Annotated in this window: 10 protein-coding genes, 1 tRNA gene and 5 pseudogenes; 13 read left to right on the top strand and 3 right to left on the bottom strand. The window is 42.5% G+C overall.

The features are described from left to right. The first annotated feature begins 72 nt into the window (after window positions 1-72). Both miaA and AC6RV6_RS17550 read left to right on the top strand, forming a co-directional pair. Window positions 73-993: a tRNA (adenosine(37)-N6)-dimethylallyltransferase MiaA gene (gene miaA, locus AC6RV6_RS17555; protein ID WP_500242171.1), complete on the top strand. Its 921-nt coding sequence runs from the start codon at window positions 73-75 to the stop codon at window positions 991-993. Window positions 994-1,051: 58 nt separating this feature from the next. Beyond that, a pseudogene (locus AC6RV6_RS17550) lies at window positions 1,052-1,648 on the top strand (IS1 family transposase); the annotation flags it as partial. A gap of 317 nt (window positions 1,649-1,965) precedes the next feature. On the opposite strand, the gene trhO reads toward AC6RV6_RS17550, so the two are convergent. After that, window positions 1,966-2,853, bottom strand: coding sequence for an oxygen-dependent tRNA uridine(34) hydroxylase TrhO (gene trhO, locus AC6RV6_RS17545; RefSeq protein ID WP_500242170.1), 888 nt, complete (start codon window positions 2,851-2,853; stop codon window positions 1,966-1,968). Between the two features lie 112 nt (window positions 2,854-2,965). On the opposite strand from trhO, the gene AC6RV6_RS17540 reads away from it, so the two are divergent. The 11 genes and pseudogenes from AC6RV6_RS17540 to AC6RV6_RS17490 all read left to right on the top strand — a co-directional run bounded on the left by AC6RV6_RS17540 (window position 2,966) and on the right by AC6RV6_RS17490 (window position 12,082). Continuing rightward, window positions 2,966-3,038: transfer RNA gene (locus tag AC6RV6_RS17540), tRNA-Ala, on the top strand. 629 nt (window positions 3,039-3,667) lie between these two features. After that, a pseudogene (locus AC6RV6_RS17535) lies at window positions 3,668-4,005 on the top strand (transposase family protein); the annotation flags it as partial. A 247-nt stretch (window positions 4,006-4,252) separates the two neighbouring features. Continuing rightward, complete coding sequence (locus AC6RV6_RS17530; RefSeq protein ID WP_500242169.1) at window positions 4,253-4,381, top strand: hypothetical protein; 129 nt, start codon at window positions 4,253-4,255, stop codon at window positions 4,379-4,381. Beyond that, window positions 4,339-4,788: pseudogene (locus AC6RV6_RS17525) on the top strand (ISL3 family transposase); the annotation flags it as partial. The gene AC6RV6_RS17530 and the pseudogene AC6RV6_RS17525, both read left to right, overlap by 43 nt. A gap of 316 nt (window positions 4,789-5,104) precedes the next feature. After that, window positions 5,105-7,465, top strand: a complete 2,361-nt coding sequence (locus tag AC6RV6_RS17520) for a CHAT domain-containing protein (RefSeq protein ID WP_500242168.1) — start codon at window positions 5,105-5,107, stop codon at window positions 7,463-7,465. A 96-nt stretch (window positions 7,466-7,561) separates the two neighbouring features. Next, window positions 7,562-8,884, top strand: a complete 1,323-nt coding sequence (locus AC6RV6_RS17515; protein WP_500242167.1) for an adenylosuccinate synthase — start codon at window positions 7,562-7,564, stop codon at window positions 8,882-8,884. A 16-nt stretch (window positions 8,885-8,900) separates the two neighbouring features. Further along, window positions 8,901-9,188: pseudogene (gene rplY / locus AC6RV6_RS17510) on the top strand (50S ribosomal protein L25); the annotation flags it as partial. A gap of 132 nt (window positions 9,189-9,320) precedes the next feature. Next, on the top strand, window positions 9,321-10,307 hold the full coding sequence (locus AC6RV6_RS17505; protein ID WP_500242166.1) for an adenosine kinase: 987 nt from the start codon (window positions 9,321-9,323) through the stop codon (window positions 10,305-10,307). 22 nt (window positions 10,308-10,329) lie between these two features. Further along, entirely contained in the window at window positions 10,330-10,668 is a 339-nt protein-coding gene (locus AC6RV6_RS17500) for a hypothetical protein (RefSeq protein ID WP_500242165.1), read from the top strand. Between the two features lie 18 nt (window positions 10,669-10,686). Next, complete coding sequence (locus AC6RV6_RS17495) at window positions 10,687-11,604, top strand: DNA adenine methylase (RefSeq protein ID WP_500242223.1); 918 nt, start codon at window positions 10,687-10,689, stop codon at window positions 11,602-11,604. 24 nt (window positions 11,605-11,628) lie between these two features. After that, a pseudogene (locus AC6RV6_RS17490) lies at window positions 11,629-12,082 on the top strand (EVE domain-containing protein). A 24-nt stretch (window positions 12,083-12,106) separates the two neighbouring features. On the opposite strand, the gene AC6RV6_RS17485 reads toward AC6RV6_RS17490, so the two are convergent. Together AC6RV6_RS17485 and AC6RV6_RS17480 are read right to left on the bottom strand one after the other, a co-directional pair. Further along, a complete protein-coding gene (locus AC6RV6_RS17485; RefSeq protein WP_500242164.1) occupies window positions 12,107-13,207 on the bottom strand; it encodes an Rpn family recombination-promoting nuclease/putative transposase in 1,101 nt (366 codons plus the stop codon). A gap of 40 nt (window positions 13,208-13,247) precedes the next feature. After that, window positions 13,248-15,627: response regulator (locus AC6RV6_RS17480; RefSeq protein WP_500242163.1), on the bottom strand; the 2,380-nt coding region annotated here is incomplete at its 5' end.

Below are 15,627 nucleotides of genomic sequence, written 5' to 3'. Positions count from 1 at the left end.
AATAATAAAAAATCATTTCCAATTGCAAAACTCTCAACCCTTCACTCTTTACTCTTCACTTTTTACTCTCTCATGAACGGTTTAATTGTCATTTGTGGCGCAACAGCAACAGGAAAGTCAGGTTTGGCAATCACTTTGGCACAATATCAACAGTCTCTAATTATTAGTGCGGATTCTCGGCAAGTTTACCGGGAGTTCGATATCGGTACTGCAAAGCCTGCTCTAGCAGAACAAAAACTTGTTCCTCACGCTCTCATCGACGTTTGCGATCCAACAGAAATTCTCACTCTGGCTGAATATCAGGAACAAGCGCAAGTAGCGATCGTGGAGTCCCTCAAGATTCCTTTTCTCGTGGGGGGAACCGGACTGTATATTAAAGCAATCGCTAAAGGGTTAAAAATCCCTCGCGTCTCTCCTCATTTCCAATTGCGAGAAAGTTTAGCAACCCTCGGACAAACTCAACTGCATCAGTTTCTGCGCCAAGTCGATGCGATCGCTGCCGAAAAAATCCATCCCCATGATAATATCCGCACTTTAAGAGCCTTAGAAGTATTTTATGTGACTGGAAAACCAATCTCCAGCCAACAAGGAGAAAATCCTCCCAACTATCCTATTTTACAAATTGGTTTGGACTGCGATCGCGATCGCCTCAAAACCCGAATTATCCAACGCACCGAACAAATGCTCGATATAGGATTAGTCGCGGAAGTTGAGAAACTCGGGCATAAATATGGTTGGGATTTACCATTATTAGCAACATTGGGATATGCAGAAATCAAACAATATCTCGCGGGGGAAATTTCCCTCGCCAAAGCTAAAGATTTAACCATTTTGCATACTTGCCAATTTGCCAAACGTCAGCGCATTTGGTTTCGTGCTTATCCAGAAATTGAATGGTTTGACGCACTCAGTTCTAATTTATGCGATCTCGTCCAACAGAGAATTCAAGCATGGATAACAGATAATAACTTTCTTCAGGGTAAACGCATCTAGATAGTCCTACAGATGTAAGGATATGATATTTTGAAGTCAAAATAAAGGAGAGAAAACTATGCCCCACTGTTCAGACTGCGAATCAACAAAAGTTGTTAAAAATGGACGTATTCATAATGGTAAACAGAATTATAAATGTAAGGAGTGCAAGCGACAGTTTGTAGAAAATCCTCAACAGAAACGGATTTCTCAAGAGACGAAAGATTTGATTAATAAACTTTTGCTTGAAAAGATTCCTTGAGCTGGTATTGCAAGGGTTTGCGATGTTTCAGAAACTTGGTTACAAGGTTATGTGAATCAGATTTATCAAGAAGTTCTTAAATAAGTTCAAGTCTCCTCAAAAAAAAAGTACATCTAATTATTCAGTGTGATGAAATGTGGTCATTTGTGGGAAAAAAAGGCAACAAACAATGGATTTGGCTGGCTATTGATGTGGATACTCGTGAGATTGTTGGGGTTTATGTTGGGGATCGCTCTGAAAAAAGTGCAAGAGAACTTTGGCGATCGCTACCCGGAATTTATCATCTTTTTTGCTTGGTTGGATATGGCGAGGCAACTTGCTCCTTCCGGGAACGCTCCGCGAACGGCCATCCCCCAAGCGCAATGTGCGATAGCTTATACTGATTTTTGGCATGCCTATGCCCTCGTATTCCCTCTGAGACTTAAAACCAAGGTGTTGACAAGTACGCTCTAATCTTAGGCGAATGCCGCCCAAGCCTGCGAATAAATCGATAAATTGAATGGTTTTGGTCATCTTTAGCAATTTTTCAGCATAACAAGATATCGCGCGAGTAATTTCTCTCTCCGTCAGAAAAAAGACTTACTGAAAAATTTTGCAAAATATCCGGATGGTCTCTGAGAGAGGAGAAAAGAGTAATGGTAGATGCACCCTGATTGGCGATCCCTAATTCATCAAACGATGGTTTAGGGATTTTTTTTGACCGATCGTAAACCACAGCGATTGCTATGAAATTAAGCGAGATTGTGCTTTTCTTCCCATTGTCTTTGTCGTTCTTGTTGGCGCGATCGCTTTTCTTCGCTTAAATTTTCAAAACAATAAGGACAAGAAATTCCCGCTTCATAATAGTTTGATGTTTTATCTGCTTCAGAAATAGGATGACCGCAACTGCGACACATTTCATGATTTCCTTGTTTTAATCTGTGTCCGACAGCAACGCGATCGTCAAAAACAAAGCATTCTCCTTCCCATAAACTCTCTTCTGGGGGAATTTCTTCTAAATATTTAAGAATACCGCCTTTGAGATGATAAACCTCGGAAAATCCTTGTTGCAAGAGATAAGAAGTTGCTTTTTCGCAACGAATTCCCCCGGTGCAAAACATGGCAATCTTGGGCTGTTTTTCAGGATCGAGATGGGTGCGAACGTAGTCGGGAAACTCCTGAAAAGATTGGGTTTGGGGATTTTCTGCCCCTTTGAAAGTACCGATGCTAACCTCATAATCATTGCGAGTGTCAATCACCTTGACTTCAGGATCGTCAATTAACGCATTCCATTCCTGCGGATCGATATAAGTCCCCACACAATCGCTCGGGTTTGCCTCGGTAACGCCCAAAGTAACAATTTCCTGTTTTAATTTCACTTTTAACCGTGCAAATGGTTGCGTTTCAGTCTCAGATTCCTTGTACTCCAAATCGGCAAAACGAAAGTCCGATCGCAAAAACACCAAAACAGTATCGATCGCCTCGCGAGATCCGGCGATCGTCCCGTTTATACCCTCTACAGCCAGCAAAATAGTTCCTTTAATCCCTTCTTGCTGACAAAAGGAAAAAATTTCGGTTTGTTTCTCTCGATAATCTGACAGAGGAACAAACTTGTAAAAAGTAGCAATAACAAGAGTCATGGCAGTTTCTGGGCAATATACAATCGCGGATGCAAAAAATATTTTGTTTTTTCGACACGAATGGCGAATATTGTGTATAATAGCAAAAGTGCTTTTAAATAGCAGCTAATAAGGGGGTATAGCTCAGTTGGTAGAGCGCCTGCTTTGCAAGCAGGATGTCAGCGGTTCGAGTCCGCTTACCTCCATTGATTTTGAATACTTACACAACAACCCTTTCTAAGGATTACTCAATACCTAGTCATTTTTGCCTTACTCAATTCTAATCATTAAAGGTAAAGAGTGATGAAGTTTGCCCTTTGAGTTTTCATGGGATTGCCTTATGATTTTCGCTAAAAAAATAACCCGTACCAATGGCGCATAGCGGGCGATCGCATAGCGAAATGATTCCTTACATTTCGTTCCGTAGCGAGGGCATATCAAGCTTGGTTCATCCGTCAAGGTCAAGCCTACGGTTGCCCCTTCAGGTCAAATCCTGACTGATGTCCCTATGAGCCTGTCTCTCGGATTTTTGCGAACGAAAGGAAAAGGAATGTTTAGGGGGAGATACCGCACAACGGTACAACAGCACAGCTACCCCTACCTGCACAGCAAGCGTTACACAATATGAGATAAGCAAAAAAACACCCCTAGTATTACACCATATAAATTATGACAGGTTAAATTGAGGATATAATCGCTCCAGTTTCACCAAGGTAAGCTTATCTAAATTTGGTAGTGAAAATAACTGAAAAAAAGACGAGGATATAATGGGTAGGGAAAAAGCAGAAAAATCGAATAAAATTAGAGAAATATAAATTGAACGTCAATAATCGCTATGGCTAAAGGTTTTCAAACTCAAATTAAATCAGAACAGAAAAAAAGCAATCTTTAATAGTAGAATCTTTTGAAGATATCCAAGAAAAGTTATTAAGCTATGTTGAAGAAGTTGAAGACCCACGAGTCAATCGGACTCAAAAACATCTTCTCAAAGATATTTTGACGATCGCGATACTGGCAGCGATCGCGGGAGCAGAAGGTTGGGAAGATATCGAAAATTATGGAATTAGCAAATATTCGTGGTTGAAAGAATTTTTAGAACTGCCGAATGACATTCCTTCAAATGATACATTCAGACGGGTATTTGAACGGATTAAACCGGGAGAATTAGAGCAAGTTAGAAATAGATTCACCAATTGACGGGGAGTCTAGACAGGGTAAACGCATCTAATTTGGTATAAGTTGCAACAGCAAACAAAAACATTATCGGGTCTACCGAACATGATATGTAGAAAAAGTCAGAAATAGTACAAAAAAAGAGAGAAAGAAAAAATCGATAAATGCTTTTGTGAATATTGACAAAGAGATAAAAAAATGATTATCTAGAATTGGAAAAACACATAAAATATAGCACAAAAAGAAAATGAACGAAAAAGACCCTAAAAATTTTATAGAAAATATATTGAATGTAGAAGGAATTGTCGTTAAAAATCACAAAATTGTATCGGGAAAAAGAGCAAATATGCTTTGCTTAAAAATGAAAAAGACTTGAAAGAAGAAGAAAAAGAGAAATTAGAAGAAATCCAAAAAGAAATACCCAAGTTAGGAAGAATGCAAGAATTAAAAGAGGAATTCAGAGAAGTATTTGAGAGTCATCAAAATTGGATAGAAGGTCTATTGGCACTTGCCGATTGGTTAAAAAAAGCAGCAGAATATTATGTAGAAAGTTGTGGAACTATCCGAAGATGGATTGGAGAAATCATTGCTTATTTTGACTATCGAACTACTCAAGGAGTAGTGGAAGGAATTAACAATAAATTGAAATTAATTAAGCGTTCGAGGGATGGCGAGGTTTCCTCGCCATATCCAATCGACCAAGACAAACGAAAAGGATACGGCTTTAGAAACTTTGATAATTTTAAAATCAGAGTTGGGTTGGATTCATTTTTCTCAACTTAGTTCTACATACTAGGTTCGGTAGACCCAAATTTTGAGTTTTTGGATAAACTCTTAAAGTGATTTTTAATGATTCAACAAATTCTCGACAGTTTTTAAATCTTCCGCATTTAGCTCTGTTTGAATATCATGCGAAAGGTCTGATATTGTAAATTGTATCTCGTTTTGTTTGGCGTGTTAAATGTTTTGATTTTTACACGCTCGATACAATTGCCTTTTGCTTGCTGTATGCCTCGCAAAAAAAACAGAAACATTGAAACGAGCAAATCCGTCTATCATTTAATTAGTCCTGCTCTCCTTGCCCTCCTCAATACCTGCCATGTCTTCTGTGTTTCAGGAATTTCAACTCTCCATCACACCTCTGGGAAACGACGATTATCTGGTACGCACCGAGAAAGTCGCCCCCGGAGTTCCTCTCGCAGAAGAACACTTGCACTGGCCGGTGAACAGATGGCTCGATCGCGCCAAGCAACTCATGAACGATCCCATCCTCAATCTTATGCAGGGAGATGGATCCCCTCAAGATGACTTTCTCTTCATTACCGGACAACTGAACAAAAATTCAACCCAAGAAGCAACCCTCGACCTAGCTAGTTTGGGACAGCAGCTTTACGAAGGACTTTTTCAAGGCAGCTTGCGGGATAGTTGGATCGCCGCCCAAAGTATTGCCCACAACCATCGTTCCCTCCTACGCCTGCGCTTGGGAATTAAAGGCTCTCGCCTTTCTCGCATCCCTTGGGAAGTCCTCCACGCCAACCATAACGAATTGGGAGAATCCCTCTTTCAGCCCCTCGCCACGGGTACCGATATCGCCTTTTCTCGCTATCAAATTGGTAGTCCTTTTGCCGCGAATGCCCGAGAACTAACGAGTCAAAAAGAACAACCCTTGCGAATTTTAATGGCGATCGCAGAACCCGATGACCAAGACGGCCTCGCTTTACAACAAGAAGCGCTACATCTCAAATCCGAACTAGAACGCAACGCCCGAGAAGGCTTTCCCCCGTTGGAATTGACAATACTCAAACAACCCGATCGCGAAGAATTAACCCAAGCCTTAGAACAAGGTCACTATCAAGTTTTTCATTATGCCGGTCACAGTGATTTAGGCGAGTCGGGAGGCGATGTTTATTTGGTCAGCCAGAAAACAGGATTGACCGAACGCCTCTATGGGGAAGATTTAGGGGGTTTATTGGCTAATAATGGCATTCAATTGGCGGTTTTTAATTCCTGTCGTAGTGCGGATACGGCTTTAGATGAAGCCAAAGAGGAGGGAGAAGCTGGCGATCGCAATCTGGCCAGAACCTTAGTTAAACGAGGTATCCCTGCCGTGTTGGCCATGGCGGAACGGATTCCGGATGAAGTAGCTCTCACTTTAACCCGGCTTCTCTATCGCAACCTCGTTTGCAGTTATCCCATCGATTTGAGCCTCTCTCGGGCACGACAGGGTTTAATCTCAGCTTACGGTTCCAATCAGTTGTACTGGGCGTTACCCGTTCTCTATCTTCATCCCGAGTTTGATGGGATTTTAGTGACAGGTCAAGCTCAAACCGAAGGATTCGATCCGTTGGATTTTTACGATCTCGAAGAAATGCCCATGACAGGAGAAACAGCATGGTTAGAGGACGATTTAGCCGACGATTTTGAGGATGATGACGATTATCTCATGCCGTCTTCTCCTAATGGAACCAGTGCAGCATCCCAACGCGTCAACGATCGCATCCCTGTTGAAGAAGTTACAGAAGAGGAAGCTAGTTTTGTTCGCGATATTTTAAGCGAGTTTACAGAAGAGAAGGGGGAAGAAAGAACGGTTCAAAGTCAGTCACCGTCACCCGTTCCTCCGCCACCAATTGAAGAAAAGCCCCAACAATCTACAACTCAGCGCAAGGAGAAGAAAAATCCCCTGAAGATTGCACTATTGGCTGGACTGGGGGCGATCGCGATCGCGGGAAGCGGTTTGGGGTTTTGGTCTGTTTACAATACTTACTTCAATACGAATCGTATCGACGCAATAAGGAATGGGGAAAAGCCTCTCGATTTAGAGAATTTAGACCTTCAAGATGTCGGTACAGATCGTGTCACCAGTTTGGCGATCGAGCAGTTTAGTGAGGGGAATTTAGACGCGGGATCGACGGCAGTACAGGCTTTACTCGATCGCAATGCCCTTCCTTTTGCCGAATCTGCCTTAGCCGTCATTCCAGCCGCACAACTCGACGAACCGGAAATTAGTTTTTTGCGCGGGCGGTTGGCATGGCAAGCCACTCTTACCGGAGACAACACTTATCATATCACTGATGCTCGTCGTTATTGGGAGGTCGCAGCCAAAGGTAAACCCGATGCGATCGCCTATAAAAATGCCCTAGGATTTGCTTACTATGCAGAAGGGCAAACAAATCGCGCCAACCAAGTTTGGTATGATGCTCTCGAATTAAGCGACACGCAAGGGGAAAATCTTGATTTGTTGCAAAATTCCGATCTTCTCAATACCTACGCAGGGTTAGCATTGGGACTGCAAAAACTCTCGACAGAAGCAACACCCGACCAAGCTCAAATCCTTGCCGATAAAGCCCGGAAATTGCGACAAACCGTTATGAATGCAGCCCCTCTTCAATTTCAGGCACAAGGATTAAGTCAGAATTGGTTGTGGTCGGAACAAGCCATTCAAGATTGGCAGCAATTATAGCGATCGCCGGAAATTGCGTTTCCCACCCCTTGACATTTTTCCCATTGAGTCTAGATAATGAGAGTTTGTGAAAACTGTCGTATAAGAGCGAGACCTTTGGCAAACGTTATTGTTATTGGTGCCCAGTGGGGAGACGAAGGAAAAGGCAAGATTACCGATTTGTTGAGTCGATCGGCGGATGTGGTCGTGCGTTACCAAGGTGGGGTAAATGCGGGACATACAGTAGTCGTTCGCGATCGCACCTTTAAACTCCATTTAATTCCCTCGGGCATTCTCTACCCGAATACAGAATGTATCATCGGTTCCGGCACGGTGATCGACCCGCAAGTGTTGCTCGAGGAAATCGACCAACTTGAAGCCTTGGGCATTTCGAGCAAAAATCTCTATATCTCCCAAACAGCCCACGTAACAATGCCCTACCACCGCCTCATCGATCAAGCATCGGAAGAGAAGCGGGGAAAACACAAAATTGGCACCACCAAACGAGGGATCGGACCCACCTATGCCGATAAATCAGAACGTGCGGGAATTCGCGTGATCGATCTATTGGATGCGGAAGGATTGTCAGATTTGTTAACGCGATCGGTGAAAGCCAAAAATGAAGTTTTAGAAAAACTTTATGGTTTAGAGCCGCTTAAAGCGAAAGAAATTATCGAACAATACTTAAAATATGCCGATCGTTTGCGTCCTCATGTTGTCGATAGCTCTCTTAAAATAGACGGTTCAGTGAGAAATCGCAAAAACATTCTCTTTGAAGGGGCGCAAGGCACACTTTTAGATTTAGATCACGGTACCTATCCTTACGTCACCTCTTCCAATCCCATTTCTGGCGGTGCCTGCGTCGGTGCGGGAGTCGGTCCCACCATTATCGATCGCGTCATTGGCGTGGCCAAAGCCTACACGACCCGTGTTGGCGAAGGTCCCTTTCCCACGGAATTACACGATGAGATCGGCACATTATTAGGCGATCGCGGGGCAGAATTCGGCACCACCACCGGTCGCCGTCGCCGTTGCGGTTGGTTTGATGCGGTCATCGGTCGCTATGCCGTGCGAATTAATGGGTTAGACTGTTTGGCCATTACCAAACTCGATGTCTTGGATAGTTTGGAGGAAATCAAAGTTTGCGTCGCTTATAACATGGATGGCGAAAAATGCCACCATCTCCCGACCAGTACCTCCCAGTTTGCCAAATGCCAACCCATTTATGAAACCTTACCGGGATGGAAACAATCAACAGAAGATTGTCGAAGTTTAGAAGACTTACCCAAACCCGCATTAGACTATCTCAAGTTTCTTGCTGATTTAATGGAAGTCCCGATCGCGATCGTTTCCCTTGGAGCCAGTCGCGACCAAACTATTATCGTTGAAGACCCCATCCACGGCCCCAAACGAGCTTTACTTACAACCAATAATTCATAACTAACATCAAGAAATCATGTCAATAACGATTGAATGTCAAAAAAGACCGGAAATGATTAAATCAAGAGCCTTGCGTCGCGAAGGCTTAATTCCCGCCAATTTATACGGTCACGACGGTGCAAACTCCGTGCATCTCGTTGTGAAGCAGAAAGAAGCAGAAATACTCTTGCGTCAAGCTGCTGTGAATAAAACCATAGTTGATGTCAATATTCCCGAGCTATCTTGGCAGGGAACTACCGTCATTAGAGAAGTTCAAACCCATCCTTGGAAAGGCAGTATCTATCATCTGAGTTTTTTCGCGGTTGACCAACCCGAAAGTTAAATTCATAAGGAGAAAAGAAAAGAGGCGTATAAAGATGCGCCTCTTTTTAACGATGTTTCTCTTTCCTACTTCTTTTGCAAATCAATCGTTATCCTTTGGCAAGGTTGGACAACCATGAAAAAATACAATGTCTACGGTATTGGCAATGCTCTCGTTGATATGGAGTTTGAAGTTTCTCCAGAGCAATTAAAAGAATTTAAAATTGATAAAGGCGTAATGACTTTAGTAGATGAATTGCGTCATTGGGATTTAGTCGATCGCTTAAAAACACTCCCCTCTAAAAAAAGTTGTGGTGGCTCTGCGGCGAATACAATGGTGGCGTTAAGTCAATTGGGAGGTCAAGGATTTTATTCTTGTAAAGTGGCTGCTGATGAAACCGGATCTTTCTTTTTAGAGGATTTATTGCGCTGTGGAGTTGAGACCAATTTACAGCACCAACATCGTGAGAGTGGTATTACGGGAAAATGCTTGGTTTTAGTGACTCCCGATGCCGATCGCACAATGAATACGTTTTTAGGGATTACGGGAAATTTTTCCACAGATGAGTTAGTCGCAGAAGAATTAAAAAACTCAGAGTATTTATATATTGAAGGCTATTTAATGCCTTCGCCAACCGGAAAAGAAGCGGCTATTCGCGCCCGAGAAATGGCGGAGGAAGCCGGAGTTAAAACCAGCCTTTCTCTTTCCGATCCCAACATGGCCGAATTTTTCAAAGAGGGATTATTAAAAGTTATTGGCTCGGGTGTAGATTTCATTTTTGCCAATGAAAGCGAAGTGTTAAAACTGGCTGAAACCGATAATATTAGTGATGGGATTGCCTATCTCAAAACCCTGACTCAATGTTTTGCCATGACGCGAGGGAGTCAAGGATCTATCATTTTTGATGGCGAAAACACCATCGAAATTGCCCCTGTGTCTGTAGAAGCGATCGATACGGTTGGTGCGGGAGATATGTATGCAGGTGCATTTTTATATGGAATTACCCACGGAATGAGTTTCAGCGAAGCAGGAAATTTAGCTTCTCGTGCTGCCGCAAAAATTGTTAGCCGCTTTGGCCCTCGTATGGAAACTGAGGCGTTACAATCTTTATTAACAAATTAATGCGTTTGCTGGGCTATATCTCATGTTTAAAAATGGCATTTCTACGGGCTTAATGTTGTGGCTATTTTTCCTCATTGCTTTGGTTTTGTTAGGATATCCCATACCATTTACTATTATAGTTGGTGCGATCGGGGGCTTAGCGGGAGGTGCGATCGTAACTTGGTGGCACAGTAAGGATAATCCTCCCATCCAACCAGTGTCAGAAGAGCATGAAAATATTTCCCTCAGAAAACCACATCGCATGGGGATTGTGGAAGCCCAGAGGCACAGAAAAATCAGAGAAAAAAGAACGCCAAAAGGTCAGGTTTTTGCCATGCAACAATTAAGGACGAGGTTGAGGCGATCGCTCCGTAGGAGATAAAGTGATGAGTTATTGTCGATCGCAGGAATAATAAACAACAAAAACATGAGAAAAGCGAAACCTTTTTTAAAATGGGCTGGAGGAAAAACACAACTTATTGCTGAAATTCAATCTATTTTATCTCAGAAATTCGATCGCGATCGCTCTTTTACTTATATTGAACCTTTTATCGGCGGAGGTGCTTTACTTTTTTATATTCTCAATAATTTTCCCAATTTAGAAAAAGCAATTATTAACGATATCAATCTCGATCTCATTCGTTCGTACCAAAGTATAAAAGAAAATCACCAAGAAATTATCGATTCTCTGGCGAAAATAGAGAGACATTATCGCAATTTTGCTAATGATACTCAAAAAAAAGGTTTTTATCTTCAGAAACGAATAGAGTTTAATCAAAATACAGTAACGGATCGAATCTCAAAAACAACGCTACTTATCTTTCTCAATCGGACTTGTTTTAATGGCTTATACCGCGTTAATCAAAAAGGTGAATTTAATGTTCCTTTTGGGAGACATAAAAAGCCTAAAATCTGCGATCGCGACAATATTTTTGCTGTTCATCAATATTTACAAAACGTTGAAATTTTAAATGGTGATTTTGAAGAAACTTTAAGTTCGGCAAGCAAGAATACTTTATTTTATTTAGATCCGCCTTATAAACCACTTAATACAACCTCTGGATTTACAGCATATAGTAAGGAGAATTTTGGCGATCGCGATCAGTTGCGACTCAAAGAATTTTGCGATAAAGTGACCCAAAGAGGAGGATATTTCATCCTCAGTAACTCAGATGTTCAAAATAGCGATCGCGATCGTTCCTTTTTTGATATTTTGTATGCTGATTATAAAATCAAAAGAGTAAAAGCAAAACGAAATATTAACTCAAAAGGAGATAGTCGAGGTGAAATTTCCGAAATTCTAATTTTCAACTTCTAGAGTAACTCCAAACAACAAACAACAATGAATTATTGGTTATTAAAATCAGAACCTAGCGATTATAGTATTACCGATTTAGAATGCGATCGCAGAGAAATTTGGGATGGCGTGCGAAATTATCAAGCCCGCAACTTTCTCCGTGAAATGCAGCCCGGAGATATAACATTTTTCTACCATTCTAATACCAACCCCCCCCGGAATTGTGGGATTAGCACAAGTAATTCGCGGTAATATCATCGATCCGACACAATTCGATCCCAATGACAAACATTACGATCCCAAAGCAACTCCAGAGAATCCACGTTGGCAAACTGTAGAAATTGAATTTGTCGAAACATTTCCACGGATAGTTTCTCTTACTGAATTAAAAGCACACTTTTCAGGAGATGAGTTTCTCGTTGTCAAGCGAGGAAATCGCTTGTCGGTTATGCCTGTCACTGCAACTGTTGCTCAAACAATCTTAGAATGGATTCGTTAAAGTTCACAACCAATCAGCAAAATATTAACTTTCTGGAAACCAGTCGATTAAATCTTCAGGAGTGGTAAATTCCCAGATTGCATCTCCTAGACTTTCTAAACCTTGGGAATCCAAATTTTCAATTAAATCAATAGCTTCTGAACTTAACTCTCCAAAACGTCGCTGAAGCTGTCGTAATAATAAACCTTTTTCTCCTTCAATTTTACCTTCCTCTCGACCTTCCTCTCGACCTTCCTCTCGACCTTCCTCTCGACCTTCCTCTCGACCTTCCTCTCGACCTTCCTCTCGACCTTCCTCTCGACCTTCCTCTCGACCTTCCTCTCGACCTTCCTCTCGACCTTCCTCTCGACCTTCCTCTCGACCTTCCTCTCGACCTTCCTCTCGACCTTCCTCTCGACCTTCTTCTCGTGCTTCTCTTTTCGCAAAAATCATTTCTCCTTGGCGATCGCGCAAAAACGTTTCCTGTTTATGTAACCTATCAAGTTCTTCCATTGTTAAACTGGCTTGGTTGGCAATATTTAAGGCTTTATCAATCTGAGGGATCTGTTTCATATTGTTGGGGATAATTTCTAGATTCGGTGCTTCTTTGATAAAGTAAATCCATTTATCAGTAATTGTTTCTAATTCATCGAGTTTTTTCTTGAATTTTGGCAGTTCGACAAATACCAGTTTTAATTCTTTTTCCTGATACGAAATATTTTCGGCTTCTTCTTGGAAATGAAAGCGAGTAATTGTTTTTTTCGTATTGGCAAAGAGTTTAAAGTCAGTAATCGTTAAAGCGATGACAGGATCGAGAAAAGAATACCCTTGACCTGATTTAAGTTGATTGACATAGGTTTTACACAGGTTATAAACGACTCGTTTTTCAAATGCCTCCACATTCCAAACTTGCATTTCAATAATGACATGAGTATTATCTGCTAATATTGCTTTGACATCTAAATAACTATCTTTGAGATCGACGGTATTGCCAGCACTATAAGGATCGAGAATATCTAAATCTTGAATGATATCGCGATCCGAATAAATCATAGAATTGAGAAAAGAAATAAGAATATCTTTACTCTCATTAGAACCGAATATTTTTTTGAAAGCAAAATCAGTTTTAGGGCTAATAAATCTCATCTTCAAATCTCCAACAATCGAAAAAAATAAATAGCAAAAACTAGGTATTAATAAAATAAGTTAAGACATCATGTTCGATTCCTTTTAACTTCAGCGCTTTAAATTTTTCCTTTTCGTCTGATGGCAAATAATCGGCAACGGTTGTCGATACTAAAATTCTACCGGGTTGGGCAGCTTCTTGGAGGCGCGAGGCAATATTTACAGAAGGACCGATCGCGGTATAGTCGGAACGATGCTCGCTGCCAAACATCCCCACTACCGCTCGACCTTGATGAATGCCGCAGCGAAACTGTACGAGAGGGACATTATCAATACCAACGATACCTTGTTTTTTCCAGCGATCGTTTAACTCATCTAAAACTCGATACATTCCTTTTGCTGTCTTGACCGATCGCCGGACTTGTTCTTCTGGGGAACAATCTTGAGGCGCACCAAACAGGGCAATGATCGCATCTCCCATAAATTTATCTACCGTCCCGCCATACTCGAAAACGACTTCCGTCATGGTTTGGAGATATTCATTTAAAACTCGAGCAATTCCTTGAGATTGTAATTGATTCGACAATTGTGTAAATCCGACGATATCGCTAAACAAAATTGTCACCAAGCGTGGCTCGGGTTCTAATCCTAATGTCATTTCTCCCTTGGCAGCTTTCTCGACCATTTCCGGGGGTAAAAAGCGTTGTAAAATGGCTTCTGTCAAATACGCATTCAATTCCTTAACGCGCTCTTCATTCGCCTTCAGGGAGAGTAAATTGCGAGTGCTGGCGAGTAATTCGCGATCGTTAAAAGGTTTGGCTAAATACGCATCTGCTCCTTGCTCCGTCCCTTCAAGGCGGCTGCTTTCATCTGCTTTCGCTGTGAGTAAAATAATCGGCGTACCTCGCAATTCCTCGTTATTTCGCACCATTTTCACCAAATCCAATCCGGATACCTTGGGCATCATCACATCGCTGACGATCAACTGAGGATGGCGTTCTTCGACCATGCGATACCCTTCTGCTCCATTGCGTGCCGTACAAACGCGATATCCTGCCGATCGCAACACCGAGGAAACATAGCTGCGTAAGTCCGGATTGTCATCAACGACTAAAACCAAGCGATCGCCTGGTTGAAAATCCAGATTGGGATTCTCGCTATTTTCGGGGATATCCACGGGGGCGATCGCTTCAATCGCTCGGTTTTCTTCTGCCTCGAGTAACTCTGCTTCCAAATCGGCCAACTCTACCGCCGATCGCGCCGATTGAATTTCCAGGGGCAGATCGAGAACCAGATCTGAAGGTAAATGGCTCGTTCCTTCGTACAAAAATACAGTAAAAGTAGTTCCTGCGATTTCCCCTTCTCGTTCTTCCCCCTGTTTAACCGAACTGACAGATACTTCTCCGCCATGCAGTTCGACAATTTCCTTCACCAGTGCCAACCCCAACCCCGTGCCTTCATAAGACCGATTCACCGATCCTTCTGCCTGTCGGAAGCGCTCGAATAAATGAACGAGTTGAGATGCAGAAATACCAATCCCTGAATCACTAACTTGCAAGCAAATGCGATCTCCTAAAGATTTCAGCGCAATCGTAATTTTCCCTTCCGCATCGGTGAATTTCATCGCATTGGAGAGAAGATTATAAAGCACCTTGTCAAACTTTTCCCCATCAAGATAAATCAAATCTGTTGCCTCGAGTTGGGTTTCTAAATGCAGTCCTTTGCGCTGACAATAAGGGCGAAAGGTCTCTACGATTTGCAAGGTAAATTCTGCCAAATTGCAGGGACGAAAACTCGGTTGCATTCGTCCCGCATCCAAGCGTTGCAAGTCGAGAAGTTGATTGACCAGACGCAGGAGGCGGCGGGAATTTCGCAGGGCAATTTGGGCGCGATCGAAAGGAAGCGCTTCTTGACGATCGATCGCGGATTCCAATGGACCGATCATCAAAGTTAACGGCGTGCGAAATTCGTGAGAAATATTCTGAAAAAACTCGGTTTTTTGCCGATCCGATTCCATGAGGCGCTCCGCTTGCTGGCGGGTTTGTTGGAAAAGGCGGGACTGCTGTACCGCGATCGCTGCTTGAGAGGCGACGGCTTGAGCCAAGTCGATATCGGCGTGAGACCAGCGACGAGGCTTGCTGCTTTGCCGAAGGGTAATGCTGCCAATAATGCGATCGTCCACGAGTAACGGTACCACTAATAAAGCGCGAGCCGGCGATCGTAGAGGTAAATCTACTCCCTTAATCTCTTCAATATTATTCCTCATATCCATCACAACAACCGGCTCTCGCGTTTTGAGCAACTCTTGCAACACAGGATTGCCCGAAATTGGAGCCACAGATTGAGGCAGAAAAGAACGATTGGTACTTGTTTGTTGTTCTCTGTCAACTGGTGACTGGTGACTGGTGACTGGTGACTGGTGACTGGTGACTGGTGACTGG

Source organism: Spirulina sp. LEGE 11439, assembly GCF_059821285.1.
This window is presented reverse-complemented; position numbering and strand designations above follow the sequence as displayed.